18 protein-coding genes and 1 pseudogene are annotated in these 21012 nt (G+C 61.8%); 16 read left to right on the top strand and 3 right to left on the bottom strand.

The features are described 5' to 3' along the window. Window positions 1-57: 57 nt before the first annotated feature. The 6 genes and pseudogenes from murC (at window position 58) to lpxC (ending at window position 7151) form a co-directional block, all read left to right on the top strand. Window positions 58-1494 (top strand): UDP-N-acetylmuramate--L-alanine ligase, encoded by a 1437-nt coding sequence (murC, locus tag XALGPE39_RS13055; RefSeq protein WP_045728547.1) that lies wholly within the window; start codon window positions 58-60, stop codon window positions 1492-1494. After that, window positions 1491-2450: a D-alanine--D-alanine ligase gene (locus tag XALGPE39_RS13050; protein WP_045728546.1), complete on the top strand. Its 960-nt coding sequence runs from the start codon at window positions 1491-1493 to the stop codon at window positions 2448-2450. The genes murC and XALGPE39_RS13050 overlap by 4 nt, the downstream gene beginning before the upstream one ends. Continuing rightward, a pseudogene (locus XALGPE39_RS13045) lies at window positions 2447-3127 on the top strand (cell division protein FtsQ/DivIB); the annotation flags it as partial. The gene XALGPE39_RS13050 and the pseudogene XALGPE39_RS13045, both read left to right, overlap by 4 nt. Window positions 3128-3303: 176 nt before the next feature. Continuing rightward, the gene (gene ftsA, locus XALGPE39_RS13040) at window positions 3304-4539 is read left to right on the top strand and encodes a cell division protein FtsA (protein WP_012917280.1); all 1236 of its coding nucleotides are present in this window, start codon (window positions 3304-3306) and stop codon (window positions 4537-4539) included. A 222-nt stretch (window positions 4540-4761) separates the two neighbouring features. Continuing rightward, the gene (gene ftsZ, locus XALGPE39_RS13035) at window positions 4762-5988 is read left to right on the top strand and encodes a cell division protein FtsZ (protein ID WP_045728544.1); all 1227 of its coding nucleotides are present in this window, start codon (window positions 4762-4764) and stop codon (window positions 5986-5988) included. Between the two features lie 251 nt (window positions 5989-6239). Next, window positions 6240-7151: a UDP-3-O-acyl-N-acetylglucosamine deacetylase gene (lpxC, locus tag XALGPE39_RS13030; RefSeq protein WP_045728543.1), complete on the top strand. Its 912-nt coding sequence runs from the start codon at window positions 6240-6242 to the stop codon at window positions 7149-7151. Between the two features lie 149 nt (window positions 7152-7300). Here the strand turns inward: lpxC and XALGPE39_RS13025 are convergent, their stop codons facing one another. Next, window positions 7301-7777 carry a DciA family protein gene (locus XALGPE39_RS13025; protein ID WP_045728542.1) on the bottom strand — a complete coding sequence of 159 codons (477 nt, stop codon included), beginning with the start codon at window positions 7775-7777 and terminating at the stop codon, window positions 7301-7303. Window positions 7778-7788: 11 nt separating this feature from the next. Here XALGPE39_RS13025 and XALGPE39_RS13020 point away from each other — a divergent pair, with 11 nt between their 5' ends. The 4 genes from XALGPE39_RS13020 (at window position 7789) to XALGPE39_RS13005 (ending at window position 13275) form a co-directional block, all read left to right on the top strand. After that, window positions 7789-8736, top strand: coding sequence for a M23 family metallopeptidase (locus XALGPE39_RS13020; protein WP_045728541.1), 948 nt, complete (start codon window positions 7789-7791; stop codon window positions 8734-8736). 162 nt (window positions 8737-8898) lie between these two features. Next, a complete protein-coding gene (gene secA, locus XALGPE39_RS13015) occupies window positions 8899-11640 on the top strand; it encodes a preprotein translocase subunit SecA (RefSeq protein WP_045728540.1) in 2742 nt (913 codons plus the stop codon). Window positions 11641-11779: 139 nt separating this feature from the next. Next, the gene (locus XALGPE39_RS13010; protein ID WP_045728539.1) at window positions 11780-12154 is read left to right on the top strand and encodes a VOC family protein; all 375 of its coding nucleotides are present in this window, start codon (window positions 11780-11782) and stop codon (window positions 12152-12154) included. A gap of 158 nt (window positions 12155-12312) precedes the next feature. After that, window positions 12313-13275 carry a Nudix family hydrolase gene (locus XALGPE39_RS13005; RefSeq protein ID WP_045728538.1) on the top strand — a complete coding sequence of 321 codons (963 nt, stop codon included), beginning with the start codon at window positions 12313-12315 and terminating at the stop codon, window positions 13273-13275. 326 nt (window positions 13276-13601) lie between these two features. On the opposite strand, the gene metF is transcribed toward XALGPE39_RS13005, so the two are convergent. Further along, complete coding sequence (metF, locus tag XALGPE39_RS13000; protein ID WP_045728537.1) at window positions 13602-14444, bottom strand: methylenetetrahydrofolate reductase [NAD(P)H]; 843 nt, start codon at window positions 14442-14444, stop codon at window positions 13602-13604. A 185-nt stretch (window positions 14445-14629) separates the two neighbouring features. Here metF and XALGPE39_RS12995 point away from each other — a divergent pair, with 185 nt between their 5' ends. The 3 genes from XALGPE39_RS12995 (at window position 14630) to XALGPE39_RS15815 (ending at window position 17190) form a co-directional block, all read left to right on the top strand. Continuing rightward, the gene (locus tag XALGPE39_RS12995) at window positions 14630-15550 is read left to right on the top strand and encodes a M14 family metallocarboxypeptidase (protein ID WP_045728536.1); all 921 of its coding nucleotides are present in this window, start codon (window positions 14630-14632) and stop codon (window positions 15548-15550) included. Between the two features lie 156 nt (window positions 15551-15706). Then, entirely contained in the window at window positions 15707-16270 is a 564-nt protein-coding gene (locus XALGPE39_RS12990; RefSeq protein WP_045728535.1) for a DUF3228 family protein, read from the top strand. 497 nt (window positions 16271-16767) lie between these two features. Continuing rightward, window positions 16768-17190 carry a hypothetical protein gene (locus XALGPE39_RS15815; RefSeq protein ID WP_152624909.1) on the top strand — a complete coding sequence of 141 codons (423 nt, stop codon included), beginning with the start codon at window positions 16768-16770 and terminating at the stop codon, window positions 17188-17190. A 267-nt stretch (window positions 17191-17457) separates the two neighbouring features. Here XALGPE39_RS15815 and XALGPE39_RS14930 read toward each other — a convergent pair whose 3' ends face one another. Continuing rightward, the gene (locus XALGPE39_RS14930) at window positions 17458-17679 is read right to left on the bottom strand and encodes a hypothetical protein (RefSeq protein WP_052690081.1); all 222 of its coding nucleotides are present in this window, start codon (window positions 17677-17679) and stop codon (window positions 17458-17460) included. 1174 nt (window positions 17680-18853) lie between these two features. On the opposite strand from XALGPE39_RS14930, the gene XALGPE39_RS12980 reads away from it, so the two are divergent. The 3 genes from XALGPE39_RS12980 (at window position 18854) to XALGPE39_RS12970 (ending at window position 20936) form a co-directional block, all read left to right on the top strand. Continuing rightward, window positions 18854-19249 carry a hypothetical protein gene (locus XALGPE39_RS12980; protein WP_152624908.1) on the top strand — a complete coding sequence of 132 codons (396 nt, stop codon included), beginning with the start codon at window positions 18854-18856 and terminating at the stop codon, window positions 19247-19249. Then, a complete protein-coding gene (locus XALGPE39_RS12975) occupies window positions 19246-20028 on the top strand; it encodes a TorF family putative porin (RefSeq protein WP_235429815.1) in 783 nt (260 codons plus the stop codon). The genes XALGPE39_RS12980 and XALGPE39_RS12975 overlap by 4 nt, the downstream gene beginning before the upstream one ends. A 224-nt stretch (window positions 20029-20252) precedes the next feature. Next, window positions 20253-20936 (top strand): sulfotransferase family protein, encoded by a 684-nt coding sequence (locus XALGPE39_RS12970; protein WP_045728533.1) that lies wholly within the window; start codon window positions 20253-20255, stop codon window positions 20934-20936. Window positions 20937-21012: the final 76 nt, after the last annotated feature.

Raw genomic sequence — 21012 nt, 5'->3', positions numbered from 1 at the left:
GCTTTCCCCAGGCTCTCAGTCCCGTGTCCCCGGTTCCGGCGCAACAGGAGCCCGTGCATGATTCGTCGGCTTCACGACACCGGTGATCTGATGCGCGCGTTTCCACGCGTGCATTTCGTCGGCATTGGCGGTACCGGCATGAGTGGCATCGCCGAGGTCATGCTGACCTTGGGTTATGAAGTCTCCGGTTCGGACAATGCCGACAATGCCGCGACCCGTCGCCTGGTCAAACTCGGCGCACGCGTGCTGCGTGGGCATTGTGCGGCCAATGTCCTCGGCACCGATTGCGTGGTGGTGTCCAGTGCGATTCGCGAGGACAACCCCGAATTGATGGAAGCGCGCAGTCAGCGCATTCCGATCATGCCGCGCGCGGCCATGCTGGCCGAATTGATGCGCTTCCGTCGCGGCATCGCGGTAGCCGGTACGCACGGCAAGACCACCACCACCAGCTTGACCGCAGCAGTGCTCAGCGAAGGCGGAATGGATCCGACGTTCGTGATCGGCGGCCAGTTGCTTGCCGCTGGTGCCAACGCCAAACTCGGTGGCGGCCAGTGGTTGGTGGCCGAGGCTGACGAGAGCGATGGCAGCTTCCTGCGCTTGAATCCGCTGATCTCGGTCATTACCAACATCGATGCCGATCATCTGGAAAATTACGGTAACGACTTCGCCCGGATCCAGGCCGCCTTCGCTGAATTCCTGCAACGGCTGCCGTTCTATGGTCTGGCGGTGTTGTGCATCGACGATCCCGAGGTCGCCGCGCTGGCGGCGCAGACACCGCGTCATGTGATGAGCTACGGGCTCAGCGAGAACGCCGATGTGCGCGCCGAGGACGTGGTCCAGGATGGTTCGCGCATGCACTTCACTTTGCGCATGCCCGAAGGCAGCAGCACGGCGGTGACGCTGGCCTTGCCGGGTCGCCACAACGTACTCAATGCGTTGGCCGCCGCAGCGATCGGTTGGCAACTGGGGGTGACGCCGGCGGCGATCGCCAGCGCCCTGCAGAGCTTCGCCGGTATTGGCCGGCGCTTCAACGATCTGGGCGAGGTCGTCACCGCCAGCGGTGCGCGCGTGCGCGTGGTCGACGACTATGGTCACCATCCGCGCGAGTTGGCCGCCGTGTTCGCCGCCGCGCGCGGCGGCTGGCCAGACAAACGGCTGGTGGTGGCGTTCCAGCCGCATCGCTACAGCCGTACCCGCGATCAATTCGATGCGTTCGCCGCGGTGTTGTCGGAAGTGGATGCGCTGGTGCTCAGCGAGGTCTATCCGGCTGGCGAGGCACCGATCCCAGGGGCCGACGCGCGTGCATTGGCGCGTGCGATCCGTGCGCGCGGTCGTAGCGAGCCAGTGGTGGTCGGGCAGGTCGCCGAACTCGGCAGTGTGCTGCCGGATGTGCTGCAGGATGGCGATCTGTTGCTGATGATGGGTGCGGGCGACATCGGTTACGTTGCCCAGCACATCGCGCAGGACGGCTTCGCCAGCGGAGCGGGCGTATGAGCACGTCGTCCTTGCCGCCTCCGCGTTACACCGATCCGAGCGTATTTGGCCGCGTTGCGGTGCTGCTCGGTGGCGATTCCAGCGAGCGCGAGGTGTCGCTGACCTCGGGCGCCAACGTGCTTGAGGCATTGCGCAGTCGCGGTGTGGACGCGCAGCCGGTCGATGGCATTACGGCGTTGTTAGAGCGCATCCGTGCCGGTGCGGTTGATCGCGTGTTCAATATCCTGCATGGCGGCGATGGCGAGAATGGCGTGTTGCAGGGGCTGCTACGCGCACTGCAGGTGCCGTTCACCGGTGCGGACGTCCTCGGCAGCGCGCTCACCCTGGATAAGATCCGCACCAAGCAGGTGTGGATCGCCGCCGGACTGCCGACGCCGGGTTTCGCCCGGATCGCCGCCGATGCCGATCTAGCCGCGGCGGCTGCCGAACTCGGCTATCCGCTGTTCGTCAAGCCAGCTTGCGAAGGTTCCAGTGTCGGTGTGTTTCGCGTGCTGTCTCCGGCGGATCTGGCTCCGGTCCGTGCGTTCGCGGCTGATTACGCTGGAGAACTGCTGATGGAGCAGATGGTGCAGGGTGAGGAATACACCGTCGGTATTCTCGGCGATATGGCACTGCCGTCGATCCGCATCGTTCCCGCTGGTGATTGGTACGACTATCACGCCAAGTACATCGCCGAGGACACGCAGTACCTGTGCCCGGGTCTGTCGGGTGAGGACGAGGCGCAGATTCGCCAGCTTGCGTTGCAGGCCTTCGTCGCTGCCGGCTGTTGTGGTTGGGGCCGGGTCGATGTGATGCGCGATCGCGTGCGCGGCCTGCAACTGATCGAGGTCAATACCGCGCCGGGCATGACCAGCCACTCGCTGGTGCCCAAAGCCGCTGCACACCTGGGCATCGATTTGGCTGGCCTGTGCTGGCGGATCCTGGAGCAGACCCTGCCGGAGGTGGTGGCGCGATGAACGCTTCGCTGCGCATTTTCGCCTGGTTGCTGGCGCTGGCCTTGGTCGCGCTGCCGATCGTGGCCGTGCTCAATGGCTGGGTGGGGGCCGAGCGTTGGCCGCTGAGCCGCTTGCAGGTCAGCGGCGATTTCAAGCGCGTGTCGGCGGAGCAATTGCGCCAGGTGGTGCTGCCGTATGCGCGCAGTGGTTTCTTTGCGGTGCGCTTGCAGGATGCGCAGGCTGCGATCCAGCGCCTGCCTTGGGTAGAGAGTGCGCGGGTGCGCAAGCGCTGGCCGGACGTGCTGGAAGTGCGCGTTACCGAGCATCGTCCATTCGCGCGTTGGGGCGAGGATCGCATGTTGTCCGTGCAGGGTCGCATCCTCGCCATGCCCAACGAGTTGCGCAATGCCGCCTTGCCGCGTCTGGCCGGTCCGGATGCCAAGGCTGCGGAAGTGGTCGCGCTATACAACCAATCGCGCGGTTTGTTCGCGCCGCTGCGGTTGCAGGTCGCAGGCGTGGCGATGGACGCGCGCGGCAGTTGGTCGCTGGCCTTGGGCGATGGCGTGCAGGTGGTGATCGGGCGCGACGATGCACGTGCGCGCCTGGAGCGTTTCGCCCGTGTGTTGCCGCAATTGCTGCAACCCGGTCAGCCACCGCTGGAGCGTGCGGATCTGCGTTACACCAATGGATTCACGGTGGCGTGGAAGCCGGAGAGCCGCGCCCCGGAGCCGGGGGCCGGCGGGGCGAAGAAATCGGAGCCTGGAACCCGAAAATCCAAGCCCGAAACAAACTCAAACAATCGGGGCGTTGCATTTGCGCCGTTCCTGGTCCCGGGACCAGGCCCGACCCTTCCCACTCTACGTATTAGTCATACATGAACCGCAAAGGCGATAAATCCCTCATCGTTGGACTGGACATCGGCACCTCCAAGGTTGTCGCGCTGGTCGGCGAATATTCGCCCGGCAATCCGATCGAGGTGATCGGCATCGGTTCGCACGAGTCGCGCGGGCTCAAGCGTGGTGTGGTGGTGGATATCGAATCCACGGTGCAGTCGATCCAGCGTGCGATCGAGGAAGCGGAGCTGATGGCCGGCTGCGAGATCCGTTCGGTATACGCGTCGATTTCCGGCAACCACGTGCAGTGCAAGAACTCGCCGGGAATCGTGCCGATCCGCGATGGCGAGGTGACCTGGACCGACCTGGATCGCGTGCTGGAAGCGGCCAAGGCGGTGGCGATCCCTGCCGATCAGCGCATCCTCCATGCCATCCCGCGCGAGTACGTGCTGGACGATTCGCAGGAAGGCATCCGCAATCCGGTCGGCATGACGGGCGTGCGCCTGGAGGTGCATGCGCACCTGGTGGTATGTGCGCAGTCGGCCGCAGCCAACATCAGCAAGTGCGTGCAGCGTTGCGGCCTGCAGGTGGACGATCTGATTCTGTCCTCGCTGGCGTCATCGGTCGCGGTGTTGACCGCCGACGAACGCGAACTGGGTGTTGTGCTGGTGGATATGGGGGCCGGTACCACCGACCTGGCGGTGTTCGTGCAGGGCGCGATCTGCCACACGGCCTCGCTGCCGATCGCCGGCGATCATGTCACCAACGACATCGCGCACATGTTGCGCACGCCGACCCCGGAAGCCGAACAAATCAAAGTGCGCTACGCCTGCGCGTTGGCGCAGTTGGCTACCGCCGAGGAAAGTATCCAAGTCCCCAGCGTCGGCGACCGTCCGCCACGACGCATGCCGCGCCACTCGCTGGCGCAGGCGGTGCAGGGCCGTTACGAGGAGATTTTCGAGATGGTGCAGGCGGAGCTACGCCGCTCCGGCTTCGAGGAACTGGTGCGCGCCGGCATGGTGCTCACCGGCGGTGCCTCGAAGATGGAAGGCGTGGTCGAGCTGGCCGAGGAAATGGTGCAGATGCCGGTGCGCGTGGGCATTCCCCAGCACGTCACTGGCTTGGGAGAAGTGGTCGGCAACCCGGTGCATGCCACTGGCGTGGGCTTGCTGTTGATGGGCAGTCAGATCGAACACCCGCGTCGGCCATCGTTGCCCACCGGGCGTGCCGGCAGCTTGTTCAAGAAATTGAAAAATTGGTATCGCGGCGAGTTTTGAATGGCCGGGACTCGGGGCCTGTGATCCGGGGCCCGCAAAAGCAGAGAGCGGAAGGTTAAGAGAGAACGTGGGATTAAAGCGGTAGGCGGTAGGTAGTAAGCGGTACGCAACATCCATAAAAACGATTGCCGGTCCGAGTTTCGGGCCGGGTCCCGGGAAGTGGTTTTCCGGGTCCCGGGTCCTGGGCTCCGGGTTCCGGCTCCACACAAGAGGAAAACGGACATGGCGCATTTCGAATTGATTGAAAAGATGGCACCCAATGCGGTGATCAAGGTGGTTGGTGTCGGCGGCGGCGGTGGCAATGCGGTCGCGCACATGGTCAGCAGCAGTGTGGATGGCGTGGAGTTCATCACCGCCAACACCGACTCGCAGGCGATCAAAAACTGCGGTGCCAAGTTGCAACTGCAGCTCGGCACGAACGTCACCAAGGGCCTGGGCGCCGGTGCGAATCCGGAAGTCGGCCGTCAGGCCGCGCTGGAAGACCGCGAACGCATCATGGATGCACTACAGGGCGCGGACATGGTGTTCATCACCGCTGGCATGGGCGGTGGCACCGGCACCGGCGCTGCGCCGGTAGTGGCGCAGTTGGCCAAGGAGATGGGCATTCTGACCGTGGCGGTGGTGACCAAGCCGTTCCCGTTCGAAGGCCGCCGCCGCATGCAGGTGGCGCTGAAGGGGATCGAGGAACTGAGCCAGCATTGCGATTCGCTGATCACCATTCCCAACGAAAAGCTGATCACCGTGCTCGGCCGCAATGCCACCATGATCCAGGCGTTCCGCGCCGCCAACGATGTGCTGCAGGGCGCGGTGCAGGGCATCGCCGATTTGATCGTGCGTCCTGGCCTGATCAACGTCGACTTTGCCGACGTGCGCACGGTGATGTCGGAAATGGGTCTGGCGATGATGGGCACCGGCTCGGCGCGCGGTGATGACCGTGCCCAGGCCGCGGCCGAGGCGGCGATCCAGAATCCGCTGCTGGACGACGTCAATCTTGCCGGTGCCAACGGCATCCTGGTCAACATCACCGCCGGTCCGGATTTCACCATGGCCGAGTTCGACGAGATCGGTCGCACCATCGAGGGCTTCTCCTCGGAGGACGCGACGGTGGTGGTCGGCACCGTGCTGGATCCGGATATGCAGGACGAAGTGCGCGTGACCGTGGTCGCCACCGGTCTGAACCGCACGGTGTCGCGCCAGTCGCAGCGCCCGGAGCAGCGTGCGCCGATCAAGCTGGTGCGCAACGCCAGCACCGGCCAACCGGAGTTCGGCGATTTCGATTATGCCGGCGACGCCGTATCCAAGGCGGTCGGTGGCGCGATGGGGCTTGGGTTGCGCCGTCCTAGCAGCGACGCCATGAGCGGTGGATCTGCCGCTTCGGCGCCGCCTGCGGCGGATCTGCCCAGCGACTACCTGGATATCCCGGCGTTTTTACGCCGTCAGGCCGACTGAGGTTTGCTCTCGGCCGGCGTGCGCGCTGGCTCGTAATATCGTCGTCCAGGACTGTCCACCTGGCCGGCGTGCTGTGTTCCCTTGCTGCCGGGTCGTTGCGACCCGGCAGGTTTTTGCGACCCTGTAAGCCGCATCGGCCAGTGTTGCGCAAATGAAATGCTGTGACCAATTTATGAAAACCACGCTAAGCGCGTGATATTCTTGTGATCTGTTCAGTTCCTATCCGAACAGAGGTTCCCAGACTGTCTGCCATGACCCAGCAACGCACCCTCAAGAACACGATTCGCGCCACTGGCGTTGGCCTGCATAGCGGTGACAAGGTCTACATGACCCTGCGCCCGGCCCCGGTCGACCACGGCATCGTGTTTCGGCGTGTGGATCTGGATCCGGTGGTGGAAGTGCCGGCCGATGCCGAACTGGTGACAGAAACCACCCTGTGCACCGGGCTGAGCCGCGGCCAGGCCAAGATCCAGACAGTGGAACATCTGATGTCGGCGTTGGCTGGCCTCGGCGTGGATAACGCCATGGTCGAGCTCTCCTCGGCCGAATTGCCGATCATGGATGGCTCGTCCGGCCCGTTCGTGTTCCTGCTGCAGTCCGCGGGCATCGTCGAACAAGCCAAGCCCAAGCGCTTCATCCGCATCAAGCGCGAGGTCGAAGTGCGCGATGGCGACAAGGTCGCCCGCTTCGCGCCCTACGATGGCTATCGGCTGGGTTTCACCATCCAATTCGATCACCCGATGATCCCGGCCAAGCAGTCGCGCCAGGAAATCGAGTTTTCCACCATGGCCTATATCAAGGAAATCTCCCGCGCACGCACCTTCGGTTTTATGCGTGATCTGGAGTACATGCGCGAGCGCAATCTTGGCCTCGGCGGTTCCATGGACAACGCCATCGTGCTGGACGAGTTTCGTGTCCTCAACGACGACGGTCTGCGCTATGCCGACGAATTCGTGCGGCACAAAATCCTCGATGCCATTGGTGATCTATACCTGGCCGGCGGTCCGATTCTCGGTGCCTATGAAGGCTACAAATCCGGTCATGCCCTGAACAACAAACTGGTGCGTGCGCTGCTCGCCGAGCAGGCGGCCTGGGAATGGGTCAGTTTTGAATCGCCGTCGGCGCCAGCGCCGGTTGCCTATGCGAATGTGGCCTACGCCTGAGCCAGACGGGCCAGGCATCTCTACCCCAGGCCAGGGTCACGGAATCGGCAATCCGCCGCTCCTTCTTCATTTTTAACTTAAATTTAACTTCGCGATAACGACCTCGCGACGGGCGCCCGTTAGGATGCGTCGGGTCGCGGCGTATTTGTCTACGTGCGTCTACGACTGCGGTCGGAGTCCGTGGTCGTGCCTGGTGTCTTGGAACTGATGTCTTGCAGGGAAGCCAATGCCTCGCGCAGTCCTTTGTGCGTGGCTGCTGACACGGGTGTCGATGGACTCCTGGCCTGCTGCATTGGGGAATGCGCAGGCGTCGTTGCGGTTTTGACGGTCACTTTGGTGGCTTTCAGCCCGATGGAACGGGCGGCGACGAGGATGTCGGCTTCGGCAAGTCTGACCCGGGCGTGCCAGAGCGACGATTCAACCAAAAAAATGAGCTGTTCGCCGTTCACATTGGCCAGCCGGCAACGGGAGGCCAGGGGCGGCGGCAGATGGGGGCGTAATTGCCGGTCCAGCGCGTCGAGCCACAAAGCGCGGCGCAACGGGTTGCCCGCTTTGTCTGCCAGTGCGGCGTCCAACGCCTGCTGGGGCGTGGCGGTATGGGCTTCGCCGGATTTTCGCTTAGACATGAAAACTCGATATGGCGTTCAAGAAAATCGTAATCCGTTCCACTGCAACAGGAATCGAGACGCGGTCGTGGCGATGGCGGCCGTTCGCTGACCGGCATCCACTCGTCGGGCTTGGTGCGGTGCTTGCTATCGGCATGGTACTCGGCCTTGGTGGCGGTGCCGCAATTGGATGGGGCGGTTCGGCCTATCTGCGCGCCAAGCTGGAGCGACAGGACCGTGAGCTGGCGCAGGTGCGCCATGACGCGCAGACACAGGTCAACGCGCTAGCCGCGCGATTGGGTGAGTTGCAGGCGCAGGCGACACGGCTCAACGCGCTCGGCGAACGTCTCACCCGCATGGGCAAGCTGCAGGATGGCGAGTTCGATTTCGAGCAACCGGTTGGTGTCGGTGGTGGTGGCGACGAACCCAATCGCGATATTCCCGCAGCTCAGCTCGGCAAGGAATTGGATGGGCTGCAACAGAAATTTTCGATCTCCGGCCAACAACTGTCGGTACTGGAATCGCTGTTGTTCGACCATCAGCTCGACCAGAACGCGATGCCATCGCGGATGCCGATTCGCAACAGCTACATCACCTCCGGTTTCGGTGTGCGGATGGACCCGTTTGGTCGCGGCAGCAGTTTCCATAAGGGGCTCGACTTCCACGCCAGCGTGGGCGATCCAGTCCTGGCCGTGGCCGATGGCGTGGTCAGTTACGCGGGCGTGCGCACTGGCTATGGCAACGTGGTCGAGATCGACCATAGCAATGGTTACGTCACCCGCTACGCGCATAACTCGCGGTTATTGGTGAAGCTGGGGGATCTGGTGCGCGCCGGTCAGCAAATCGCCAAGGCCGGTTCTAGCGGCCTTTCTACTGGTGCGCACGTACACTTGGAAGTGTGGAAGAACGGGGTGGTGATGAATCCGGCCAAGTTCCTTGGCGACGGCGCACCTCGTGATGGCCGTCGCGGCCGGGGTTGAGCAAGCCTCCAAGTGCATGATCGATGCTTGAGTCGCCAAGCATCGCCCCAAGTTACAATGTGCTTTGCCATAACAGGGCGCCTCGCGCCCTGTTTCGTTTGCGGCCCAGCGATTCGCTCGGGGATGGGCCGTATGGGCGTTCCTTTCCAACCGGTTCCTTCAATGATCAACAGTCTGCTTACTCGCGTTTTCGGTAGCCGCAACGAGCGTCAGCTGCGTCAGCTCCACCGTATCGTCGCCAAGATCAATGCGTTGGAGCCGGAGATGGGGCAGCTCTCCGACGCGCAACTACAGGCCAAGACCCCGGAATTACGTGGGCGTATCGCATCTGGCGAAAGCTTGGACAAGGTGCTGCCGGAAGCGTTCGCGGTGTGTCGCGAAGCCAGCCGTCGTGTGCTGGGCATGCGTCACTACGACGTGCAGTTGATCGGCGGCATGGTGCTGCACCTGGGCAAGATCGCGGAAATGCGCACCGGCGAGGGCAAGACCCTGGTGGCGACGTTGCCGGTCTACCTCAACGCGCTGGAAGGCAAAGGTGTGCACGTGGTCACGGTCAACGACTACCTGGCACGCCGCGACGCCGCGCAGATGGGCAAGCTCTACAACTGGCTGGGGCTGAGCGTGGGCGTGGTGTATCCGGGCATGCCGCACAGTGACAAGCATGCCGCCTATGCCGCCGACATCACTTACGGCACCAATAATGAATTCGGCTTCGATTACCTGCGCGACAACATGGCGCTGTCCAGGGCCGACCGTTTCCAGCGCAGTCTCAATTACGCCATCGTCGATGAGGTGGACTCGATCCTGATCGACGAGGCGCGTACCCCGCTCATCATCTCCGGCCCGGCCGACGAGTCGCCGGAGTTGTACATCCGCGTTAACCGCATCGTGCCGCAACTGGTCCGGCAGGAGTCGGAGGAAGGCGAGGGCGATTACTGGGTCGACGAGAAAGGCAAGCAGGTGCATCTGTCCGAGGCGGGCATGCAGCACGCCGAAGAACTGCTGCGTGCCGCTGGCATCCTCGCCGATGCGGAAGACAGCTTGTATGGCGCGCACAACCTGAGCGTGGTCCACCATCTCAATGCCGCGCTGCGTGCGCATGCGATTTACCAGCGTGACGTGGACTACATCGTGCGTGACGGCGAAGTGGTGATCGTGGACGAATTCACCGGCCGCACCCTGCCGGGGCGGCGCTGGTCCGACGGCCTGCATCAGGCGGTGGAAGCGAAGGAAGGCGTGCCGGTGCAGCGCGAGAACCAGACGCTGGCCAGCATCACCTTCCAGAACCTGTTCCGCATGTACAAGAAGCTGTCCGGTATGACCGGAACGGCCGATACCGAAGCCTACGAATTCCATAGCATCTACGGCTTGGAAGTGGTGGTGATTCCGACCAACCGCCCGACCATCCGCAAGGATTGGCCGGACCAGGTGTTCCTCAACCGCAAGGGCAAATTCAATGCGGTGCTGGCCGATATCGAGGATTGCGCCAAGCGCGGCCAGCCCGTGCTGGTCGGCACCACGTCGATCGAGACCTCGGAAATGTTGTCTGAGCACCTGCGCAAGGCCGGGGTCAAACACGAGGTGCTCAACGCCAAGCAGCACGAACGCGAGGCGCAGATCGTCGCCAATGCCGGCCAGCCAGGTGCGGTGACGATCGCCACCAACATGGCCGGTCGCGGTACCGACATCGTGCTCGGCGGTTCGCTGGAAGCCGAGCTGCATGCGTTGGGCGAGGAACTGGACGCCGCCGAACGCGCGCGTCTGAAAGCGGCCTGGCAGGAGCGCCACGAGGTGGTCAAGGCGGCGGGCGGGCTACACATCATCGGCACCGAGCGTCATGAATCGCGGCGTATCGACAACCAGTTGCGCGGCCGCTCCGGTCGCCAGGGCGATCCGGGATCCTCGCGCTTTTATCTGTCGCTGGAAGACAATCTGATCCGCATCTTCGGCGGCGAGCGGGTCGTCAAGATGATGCGCTTCATGGGGATGAAGGACGAGGATGTCATCGAGGATCGAATGGTGTCTCGGGTCATCGAAAATTCGCAGCGCAAGGTGGAGGCGCATAATTTTGATACCCGCAAGAACCTGCTCGACTTCGACGACGTCAACAACGACCAGCGCAAGGTGATCTACGCCCAGCGCGACGAACTATTGGATGCCGACTCGGTCAAGGAGAACGTGGATGGCATCCGCGACGATGTGATCTACGATCTTGTTTCGCGCTTCGTGCCGCCCAATTCGGTGGATGAGCAGTGGGACCTGCCGGGTCTGGAAGCGACCCTGGACAGCGAGTTGGGTCTGTCGCTGTCGGTGAGCGAACTGGTCAAGCGTCACGAGGAGCTGGACGCGGCTGGCATCGTCGAGGCGGTACGCCAAGAGGTGGAGCGCCACTTCCGCGAGAAGGAGGAGGCGGTCGGCAGCGAAACCATGCGCGCGTTGGAGAAGCACATCATGCTCACCGTGCTCGACCAAAGCTGGAAGGAGCATCTGGCGCGCATGGATTACCTGCGCCAGGGTATCCACCTGCGTGGCTATGCGCAGAAGCAGCCGAAACAGGAATACAAGAAGGAAGCCTTCGAGCTGTTCTCGGAAATGCTGGAGCATGCCAAGCGCGAGGTGGTGACGTTGCTGGCGCGGGTGCGTATCCGCAGCGAGGAAGAAGTCGCTGCGTTGGAGGTGCAGGAGCGTCAACAGATGGAGGCGAAACTGCGCCAGGCGCAGTTCCAGCATCAGGAAGCCGGTGGCTACAGTGCCGAGGAGGAGGCCGAGCAGCCGTCGTCCGGGTCCAATGGCATGCCCGTCATGCAGGTGACCCGCGGCGAGATGCCGAAGGTCGGCCGCAACGACCCGTGTCCGTGCGGTAGTGGCAAGAAATACAAGCACTGCCACGGGCAGTTGACCTGAGTGGGCTGCCGCGTGCGTGCGCGGCAGCGTCCTGTGTCGGGAAATTATTGGGCGCCTTGCAGCGGCGCCTACCAGAGCCATTGCGCGTTACATGGCCGATGAGTAGCGTGACCTTTCCTGCTTAGCGCTGGAAGTTGCCGTGAAGCCCTGCCCCAGTCTTGAGTTGAAGGTGTTCGTGCCAGCACGCGACTACGCGCTGTCGCAGCGTTTCTACCGCGAGTTGGGTTTCGCGGTCGAGGAGCTCGGTGACGAACTCGCCTGCTGTCGCCATGGCGAACGCTGTGCGTTTCTGTTGCAGGATTTCTACGCGGAAGGGTTGGCGCACAATCTGATGCTGCACTTGCTTGTGGAAGAGGCCGATGCCTGGTGGCGGCGATGCGAGGCGGCCGATCTCGCCGGTCGCTACCGCGCGCAGTTGGGCAGCGTCGAAGACCGGCCATGGGGCATGCGTGATTTCACCCTGCACGATCCTTCCGGGGTGTTGTGGCGGATTGGCCACACTCTTTCCGGTTGAATCTGCCTTGCCATGGTGCGTCGCGCGGCGGACCATGCGCTGTCGTGTGGATTCCAGCTTGCGCAAGCTAAGCACTAGGTGAAGCGCATGGTGTGAATCGTCGACGTTGTGACGTCAATTGATTGCGCGAACCCTGCCGAAGACGGCAAGCTTGCCGCATGTCCGAACCGCTCCGCTCCATCCATGTCGTGGCCGCCGTCATCACCGATGCGCGCGGTCGTATTCTATTGAGCCGACGTACCGGTGGCAGCGATCTGGCCGGGCTGTGGGAATTCCCGGGCGGCAAACGCGAACCGGGCGAAACCTCCGAGCAGGCGCTGGTGCGCGAACTGTACGAGGAACTGGGCATCGACGCGGTGGTCGGTGCGTGGTTGATGGAGGTGCCGCAGCGCTATCCGGATAAACGGCTGCGTCTGGAAGTGCGTCAGGTGCAGTCGTGGAAGGGAACCCCACGTGGCCGTGAAGGCCAGCCATTGATGTGGGTGACGCCGGACAAGCTGGGCCGTTACGCGATGCCGCCGGCCGATCAGCCGGTGGTGGCGATGCTGCGCCAGCCCGACCGTTATCTGGTGACGCCGGAGCCAGACGATCCTGCGCTGTGGCTGGCCGCGCTGGAGCGCGCATTGGGGAGCGGCGTGCGCTGCGTACAACTACGTGCGCGCGGTCTGCCGGACGTGCATTGGTGGCCGCTGGCGCGGGCCGCTGCTGCGCTGTGTGCCACGCATGGTGCGCAGGTCTTGGTCAACCGCGATCTGGCATTGGCGCAGGAACTGGGCGTCGGCGTACACCTGGGCGCGGAACAATTGGCGCAGTACCAGGCGCGTCCACTGCCGTCCCCGCAGGTTGTGGCGGCGTCCTGCCACACGGTGGAGGAGTTGCAGACGGCGCAGCGGCTCGGGTGCGATTTCGCGGTAGTCGGACCGCTGGCGGCCACCGCCAGTCATCCCGATGCCACGCCATTGGGTTGGGAGGCGTTCGAGCGGCTGCGTGAGCAGGTCGCCCTGCCGCTGTATCCGATTGGCGGGTTATTGCCTTCGCAGGTGACCGAGGCGCGGCGTCACGGCGGGCAGGGCATCGCCGCGATCCGTGGACTGTGGCCGTTGACTGCCGACGTGGCCTGAGCGTCGGCGGCAGAGTGCGCGCCGCACGCGGGCCGTCCGCTATCCGGCCAAGACGACCTCGCGCGACACGATCTGCTTGCCGCTGACGGCTAATGCAAAGTACCGCGTAGGCTCCGGGCACTGATCCACTGGCAAGCGTGTCGCTGTCGTAGATCCAGCATGGCGGCGGTTGGCTGCGTGATCGGTGCAGGTTTGCCGTCTGCGTGTGGGTTCCGCCGCCTGCCCTTTAGCGATTGTTTCAGAGATGACCCCATCGTATCCAGGCGGTCGGGATGTGTTGCGTGGCAACGCATGCCCGTCTGCCGTCATCTTCGATACGGGCTCGCTCAGTCGTGCGCCGGCTCCAGTGCCAGCCGTGCCAGGATGCTGGTGGTCGGCTTGGCTAGATTGAGCGTGTAGAAATGCAGTGCTGGCGCGCCGCCGGCGATCAGGCGTTCGCACAGCGTGGCGACCACATCCGCGCCGAACTCGCGGATCGACTCGACATCGTCGCCGTAGGCCTGCATGCGCTTGCCGATCCAGCGTGGGATCTCCGCGCCGCACTGCTCGGAGAAACGTCGCAACTGGCTGAAGTTGGAAATCGGCATGATCCCCGGCACGATCGGAATCTGCACGCCGAGTTTGCGCACTGCATCGACGAAGTGGAAATACGCATCGACGTTGTAGAAATACTGGGTGATCGCCGCATCGGCGCCGGCATCGACCTTGCGCTTGAAGTGATGCAGATCGCTGAGCGCATCGGTGGCCTGCGGATGCGTCTCCGGATAGGCGCCGACTTCCAGGCGGAAAGTATCGCCATATTCGGCCCGGATGAAGGCGATCAAGTCTGCGGCATAGCGCAGGTCGCCAGGATGGCCCATGCCCGAGGGCAGGTCGCCGCGCAGCGCCACCAGGCGGCGACAGCCGATGGCGCGGTACAGCTTGAGTAGTTCGCGGATTTCCTCGCGGCTACCGCCCACGCAGGACAGGTGCGGTGCTGCCTCGAAGCCATGCTGTTGTTTGAGATGGCGCACCGTCTCGGAGGTGTAGCTCAGGGTCGAGCCGCCGGCGCCGAAGGTGCACGACACGTATTCGGGCGCGTAAGACTTCAGCCGCGCGGCGGTGCGGTCCAACTGCACGCGTTGCTCGTCGGTCTTGGGTGGATAGAACTCGAAGCTGATGGCAGTCATGGGCGTGACGCGGTGGGTGATGCGAGAGATTATATCTCTTCATCCGGATGAATGTTTAGTGACGTCACTGGGTGTCATGGGGGCGGTGCTGACCATGCGTCTATCTGCGCTGACGCGATGCTGGCCGATGGAGGACGCTTTGCTAAAGTCGCCAGCCTCATTTCCACTCTACGCGGAGCCATGCGATGCCCCACGCCGCCTTCTATCGAATCGGAACGCCTGGCGTGCCTTGGGGCGCGGCGGAGCGGGCGGCTTGGCTGGCCGAACAGCATCCCCGGCGCTGCTATGAGACCGAGGTGGCCGACGCCATCGAAGCGCTGCGTGGGCCGTGGGAGCTGGTGGAATACGGCGTGCTGAGCTACGCACAGTCACGCTATCGGCTCCTGGCGCTGCGTAGTTGCGATTGGGATGCCGCGTTGCCGTGCATGTTGGTTACCGGCGGTGTGCATGGCTACGAAACCAGTGGTGTGCACGGTGCGCTGCAATTCGCCTCACAGGAAGCGACCACGTATCGTGGCCGCGCCAATGTGCTGGTGGTGCCGTGCGTAAGCCCCTGGGCCTACGAACGCATTCATCGCTGGAACGCCGATGCGCTCGATCCCAATCGCTGTTTCCGCAACGATAGTCCGGCGCAGGAGTCGGCTGCGCTGCTGCGGCTGGTTGCGCCATTGCGTGCACAGGTGGCGATGCATATCGATCTGCACGAGACCACCGATAGCGATGAGTCCGAGTTCCGTCCGGCATTGGCCGCGCGCGATGGTGTCGCCTATGTGCCGGGCAGCATTCCGGATGGGTTCTATCTGGTCGGCGATAGTGAGAACCCGCAACTGGCATTCCAGCAGGCAGTGTTGGCGGCGGTGGCGCAGGTGACCCACATTGCCCAGGCAGACGCGGCGGGTGAACTCATCGGGACGCCGATTGCCGCGCCCGGCGTCATCCATTACCCGGTGAAGCAGTTGGGCCTGTGTGCCGGTATCACCGATGCGCGCTACACCACCACCACCGAAGTGTATCCGGACAACGCCAACGCCACGCCGGCGCAATGCAATGCGGCGCAAGCGGTGGCGGTGCGTGCGGCGATCGACTATGCGTTGGCACATCCTTGAGTGTGGCTAAAAAAACGTCGCCAGTCGCGGTTGGATGGGCGCCCAAGCGCAGTGCGGACATATCCGCGCTCTGCGCTGCCTCGGGTTATCGCGTGTCGGTGTGCGGTTGCGGCCTGACGCGCTAGGCTTACGTGTATCCCGGTTCGCATCTTCGCTATGTCCATCGTTCTCACTGCTTTTGCCCGCCCGCGTCTGTTTCCGCGCGATCGTCGTCGCAACGCGATCCAGGACTGCACGCCCGAGCAGTTCGAGCGCCACCTCAACGACACGGTGCCGTTACAGGTGCTGGATGGCTATGCACCGTTTTGCAAAATCCACGTGCATCGCAACTGGACCTCGACCCGCTGCCTGACCGTGCCGATCACCGATGCCAACCGCACGCTGCTGTGTTCTGGCTATGAAGCACGCAGTCGCGAGGAACTTCCCGTGCTGGTGCGCTGGTTCGAGGGCGTCGAGCCGCCGGTTGCCGATTATCTGCTGCCGATTCTCTACAGCCGCGATCAACTCGCGCACGAAGGCACGCCGATCGAAGCGGACTGGGGCGTGGTTGGCTGCCTGTATACCGCACAGCCGCAGGAAATTCCGATGGCGCCGATCACCATGCTGCGTAATGCGCTGGGTGTGGAAGAGGGCGGCTCCGGCGTGCCGCTTGACCGTGCCGCCTACCGGCGTAGCGTGGAATTTTGGCAACATCACGCGAACTGGCGTCCGACGTCGTAACCATTCTGAAAGTGCGACGAACGTGGCGGAGAATTGACCATGCCGCGCTTTGCGGCTATGCGCACGAGATGCGATATCGGCGTGATATTCACGCAGGCCTATTCTCCGGGGCATGCAAATGTGCAGCGCGCGAAGAGGTGTTGCTGGGCGATAAGTGGAGCGGATTCAGTCCATATACATTGGCTCATCACGAGCAGGACATCGTCTGCTTGTCGTGCACTTCCATGAAGGAAGATGAGATGCGCACCAAATTATTGATGTGTTTCCCACTGAAGAGCGGTGTCGCCACAGCGGCTGGTGCACAATAGGGATGCAATTATCATAAATCTGCGGGATTTTAATTAAAATGGTTGATGCAAGTGACGGCCAACCCCGCTCCAGGGCGTCGCGTTGCAAATGTCAGCGCCGCCGCGCGGGATGTATCCGGTGGCACGCATGTGCATGCTTCGCTTGGCAACCATGTGTATATCTACTTTAACACTTGAGAGGTCATTAACATGGCTACACGTTCGAGCGTTCGTTATTTCTGCAAAGCCGCGTTGTGCGCACTGGCCGCAGGTGGCTCCATATCGGCTAGCGCACAACAATTTGAGATACTTTTTATCAGAAATTATAGCATATCAAGTGGTGTGAGAGGTTTTTGGATGCAAAGCGACATTAATCCTAACGGATGGGCGTGTTTCCCTATAGATCCGCCGAAACTGTTGCCTGACGGCGAAGCAATCCCCAGTGTAAACAAGAGTCAGGTAGTAGTACAAAATATGTCTTACAGCTTTTATGCCTTGAGTTCAACTGACTGCTCGAACGGCGGTCAACGTATAAACAAGCTGTCCATGCGTCATTACAAGGTGACTAAGCTAAATGCGCATGGTTTAAATGTTAATATCACCGACTATGGATTGGATACTGGGCAAAATTAAACCATAAACTCGTAAGTTTATAGGCAGCAGCCGTTAATGCAGCGGGGTTGTCAATCGCGTCACGGGACAGCCGCGTTGCAGATGTCAGTGCCGCCGCGCAACATCCAAGCGGCGGCGGAGTTCTGAGGCGCATGATGCGACTGCCATGCACGTTGCTCCTCGTTTCATTGGAATGTAGAAAAATCATGATGTCCGCTGGCTTGGTTAATCTGGCATCCAATCGTCGCAGACGCCGTGTTCATGCCGTCGCCCCGGTCGGCAGTGCAACTATCCCAGGGTTTGCATGCGCGTCAGGTGGTAGGCCGTCATGCTCAGTAGGAACATCTGCTCCAGGCTGCGCATGATCGCCTGGCGGATCCAGTTAACTCTCTTGGTCCAGTCAACGCCCTGCTTGATCAACCTGCGCTTGCTCTGGGAGATCGCATCGCCCGCGCTTGCTTCTAGCGCATCTGCCCCGCCAACTGGCGACGGTGGGGTTTTTTGCGCCATTTGCTGCAAGGCCTCCAGCTCCTCCCTCGCTTGGATGCACTTGGCGCGGTGTCGTAGCCGTTGTCCATTCCCAATGCCGGCAGTGCTTCTGGATCGGTGGCCTGTCGGGCGTCGGCGCATCGCCCTGGTCGTTTCGCGTTCGGCACAACCGTCGGCACATGTCGCCCTTGCATGGGGGATCAGTCTATGGAGGTTGTCGCTCAGCGTGTCACCGATATAGCGCAGTTCGTTGGCTGTCTTGCCCTTGCGATGCAGTCGCGCATCCGTATCACTGGTGGAACTGTGCGTCTCGCTGCTGCGAGATTACCGGCGTGAGTCGCCGCCGCCTACGTCATTGCCGCCCTTACCCTGGAGCCTTGTAAAGGTCTGGATCAATATCCCATTCGCGCTGAAATGTTGGCTCGCTAGCCGGCTGCGTCCATCGACAGATCGCCGAACCAGTGGTGCCGTAGGTTGTACTGCACCTGCTCCATCAATTGCCGTTACGAACGAATGCGCTAGAGCACTTGCAGCAGCATTTCCAGCAGCTATTTCCCAGGTGAAATGCTCGGGGCCCTTGGTGTGACAGCCATCCATGCAGGTCAATAGATCCGCTAATCTGACCGACGCTTTCACGCATCCAATGGTCTGTTTATTTGTCCTGCTCAGCCTGTCGAAGATAAGGCTTTTCAGTGACTCGTTTAGGCCAGGTATCTGCGTTTCATCGAGACGTACAGATTCTTTGAATGAGATGAATGTCTCTTTCACAAGGACACATCGCTGGGCGATAGCGTGTGCCTTGCGTTCAAGTTTTCCGCTACGCGGACGATAGTGGCTGAACCAGAGCAGATTCGGTTCGCACGTATTCGCTCATCACGAACGGAACGTCGTTTGTTTGTCGTGCCCTTCCATGAGGGCAGATGAGGCGTTCACCGTGCGGCGATGTGTTCGGTATGCAGGTTGGGTCGATCAGAAGGATGCAGCGCGCTTGCGTTCCCATTCCAGTGGAGCGTCTTTTCGCGCGATAGCGTCCGTCTGTGTTCCAGGTTGCAACGACTGCGCTTCACCACTTTCAGGAAATCACTATGTTTCGCATTCCATTGGATTGCCACACCGTTGCCGAGGCGGCGACGTCACCGGAGGGATGTGATGCACGGGTCTGCTCGTGTTTTTCTGCGGTGGTCTGGCTGTGATGATGACTGATCGCCGTCGCCACGATGTTCTGTCCTCCACGTCTGGCAGCAATATCGACCTGTCCGGATTTGAAGCGCAACTTCGCTCGCACGAGTTCAAGCGTGCGAGCGATATGTCCGCTGCCCAGGTCAATGCCATCATCGCGATGAGCAGTCGCAGCAGTTACGCACTGCAGACGTTATCCAGCGTGCGCCATGCCGCTGGCATCGTGCGCGAGGTCGCCGCTGTTTCACCGCAAGACAGTGACGTCATCGAGTCCTCTGGTCCAACTCGCGCACCGATGGCGGAGCAGGCGCTGCAATGGCAGCGCGCAGCGGCCTTGTTCAAGTGGTCGGCGCAACAGCTTGCCGCTGGCGTGGGCGAGCCGGGCCATACGTCGCTGGAGATGGTGTCGTGAATGCACAGTTCAGATTGCTGGCGGCGATGCTGCTGAGTGGTGCGGTGCCTGCGTGGGCCGCCAGCGGCACCGCTAACGTGTCGGTCACTTCGAACTACGTTTCGCGTGGATTCGAGCAAAGTTGGGGCAAGCCGGTATTACAGGGTGGGCTGGACGTCGTCGCTGACAGCGGTTGGTATGCAGGCACTTGGGCCTCGGGAGTGAGCCCGTATTTCATCGAAGGTGGCCACATCGAGTGGGATGTGTACGCCGGTTATGCAGCCAATCTTGGCGATTGGGGCTGGCGTTCCGGCATCTACCATTACGCGTATCCGGGCGCGCTGATTACCGTCAGTGGTACCCACTACGACTATGGTGATGTAGTTGTCGCCGCACACTGGCGCACCATCGAGCTGTCCTATGCCAGTACATGGACGCGCGATTATGTAGGCTACAACAGCGCCTCGTTGGGGCTCGGTGGAGGGCAGCACTCGCGTGGGTCGGGTTATCTGGCGTTGGATGCCAGCTATGAAGTGGTGCCGTCCTGGCTGGCGAGTGTCCATGCTGGACGCCAGCACATCCGTAATTTTGCCGATTACAGTTGGACCGATGCGCGTGTAGGCCTGAGCCACATATGGCACGGCACCGAGTTTAGCTTGGCCTATGCGCGTGCCTGGAACAGCGCAGGCGTATATCGGCATTACAGCACGGGTGTGCCGGATGGAAGCGGCCGGATCCATGTCTCCAATCCGATCGACGGTGCCTGGACATTCACCATTAAGCGTAATTTCACGCTGTAGCGCTGTGCCCTGTCGCATCGGTTTGCGCGTAGGCCCGATGTCGTCGTGCTGCATTGTCGTCTCGCGCGCAGCGTGCCGATGCGCGTTACATCTGCGCAACATCTGCGCTAAATACAGCATGCGTATTGCACGCGTTTGAATATGTGCCCAGTCCAAAGTGCCCGTCAGCAGATAATTCGGGTGTGGTAGTTTCCGCCTGTCGAGATTGGACAGGAGCAGAACCCATGTCGTTGCAAGTGATCGGCGCTGGTTTGGGTAGGACCGGGACGCTGTCGTTGAAGTTCGCGCTTGAGCATCTTGGATTCGGCCCGTGTTACCACGCGACCGAAGTTGCCGCGACCATGCGCAAGGCGCTGCCGCTGTGGAATGCGGCCGAGCGAGGCGCTGCGGATTGGTCGGCGATCTTTGCTGGATACCGCTCGACGACCGACCATCCCGGCTGCTACTACTGGCGTGAGTTAATCGAGGTCTATCCCGATGCGAAGGTCATCCTGACCGTGCGCGATCCGGAGAGCTGGTTCGAATCCGTCACCCAGACCATTCTGGTGCCAGGTAAAAAGAGCACCTTTTTGGGCCCTGAAGGAGAGGAGTTCAGCAGGTTCTTGAAGCAACACTTTGCCGGTCGCAGCCAAGACCGCGTATTCATGACCGATTATTTCAAGCGGTGGAACCAGCAGGTCATCGAGACTGTGCCGGCAGACCGGCTGCTGGTGTTCTCTTCCCAGCAAGGATGGGCGCCATTGTGTGCGTTCCTTGGTGTGCCGGTCCCAGCGCATGCGTATCCGCACTTGCATGCGCGGCAGCGCTTGCGTTGGTTCACACGCGGCCTGCGCCTTCCTAAGGATGTGTCTGCGCGCGAGCAGCACGTGCGAGATTATCTCGATTACCTGCGTAAGGATTTATTTTAATGAATATATTTGGAATGATTTATTTGGATGAATGTGGCTGAATTCAGGGCTGGTTAGGATAATTGTGTGATTCTAA

It is taken from the genome of Xanthomonas sp. GPE 39, from assembly GCF_000963005.1.
Taxonomy (GTDB): domain Bacteria; phylum Pseudomonadota; class Gammaproteobacteria; order Xanthomonadales; family Xanthomonadaceae; genus Xanthomonas_A.
Note: the sequence above shows the minus strand (reverse complement) of the source record. Positions and strands in the feature narration are given on the sequence as shown.

Excerpts from the sequence above, each read along its gene's own strand:
- murC (WP_045728547.1), top strand. The coding sequence starts at position 58 with ATGATTCGTCGGCTTCACGACACCGGTGATCTGATGCGCGCGTTTCCA.
- XALGPE39_RS13050 (WP_045728546.1), top strand. The coding sequence starts at position 1,491 with ATGAGCACGTCGTCCTTGCCGCCTCCGCGTTACACCGATCCGAGCGTA.
- ftsA (WP_012917280.1), top strand. The coding sequence starts at position 3,304 with ATGAACCGCAAAGGCGATAAATCCCTCATCGTTGGACTGGACATCGGC.
- ftsZ (WP_045728544.1), top strand. The coding sequence starts at position 4,762 with ATGGCGCATTTCGAATTGATTGAAAAGATGGCACCCAATGCGGTGATC.
- lpxC (WP_045728543.1), top strand. The coding sequence starts at position 6,240 with ATGACCCAGCAACGCACCCTCAAGAACACGATTCGCGCCACTGGCGTT.
- XALGPE39_RS13025 (WP_045728542.1), bottom strand. The coding sequence starts at position 7,777 with ATGTCTAAGCGAAAATCCGGCGAAGCCCATACCGCCACGCCCCAGCAG.
- XALGPE39_RS13020 (WP_045728541.1), top strand. The coding sequence starts at position 7,789 with ATGGCGTTCAAGAAAATCGTAATCCGTTCCACTGCAACAGGAATCGAG.
- secA (WP_045728540.1), top strand. The coding sequence starts at position 8,899 with ATGATCAACAGTCTGCTTACTCGCGTTTTCGGTAGCCGCAACGAGCGT.
- XALGPE39_RS13005 (WP_045728538.1), top strand. The coding sequence starts at position 12,313 with ATGTCCGAACCGCTCCGCTCCATCCATGTCGTGGCCGCCGTCATCACC.
- metF (WP_045728537.1), bottom strand. The coding sequence starts at position 14,444 with ATGACTGCCATCAGCTTCGAGTTCTATCCACCCAAGACCGACGAGCAA.
- XALGPE39_RS12995 (WP_045728536.1), top strand. The coding sequence starts at position 14,630 with ATGCCCCACGCCGCCTTCTATCGAATCGGAACGCCTGGCGTGCCTTGG.
- XALGPE39_RS12990 (WP_045728535.1), top strand. The coding sequence starts at position 15,707 with ATGTCCATCGTTCTCACTGCTTTTGCCCGCCCGCGTCTGTTTCCGCGC.
- XALGPE39_RS15815 (WP_152624909.1), top strand. The coding sequence starts at position 16,768 with ATGGCTACACGTTCGAGCGTTCGTTATTTCTGCAAAGCCGCGTTGTGC.
- XALGPE39_RS14930 (WP_052690081.1), bottom strand. The coding sequence starts at position 17,679 with ATGGCGCAAAAAACCCCACCGTCGCCAGTTGGCGGGGCAGATGCGCTA.
- XALGPE39_RS12980 (WP_152624908.1), top strand. The coding sequence starts at position 18,854 with ATGACTGATCGCCGTCGCCACGATGTTCTGTCCTCCACGTCTGGCAGC.
- XALGPE39_RS12970 (WP_045728533.1), top strand. The coding sequence starts at position 20,253 with ATGTCGTTGCAAGTGATCGGCGCTGGTTTGGGTAGGACCGGGACGCTG.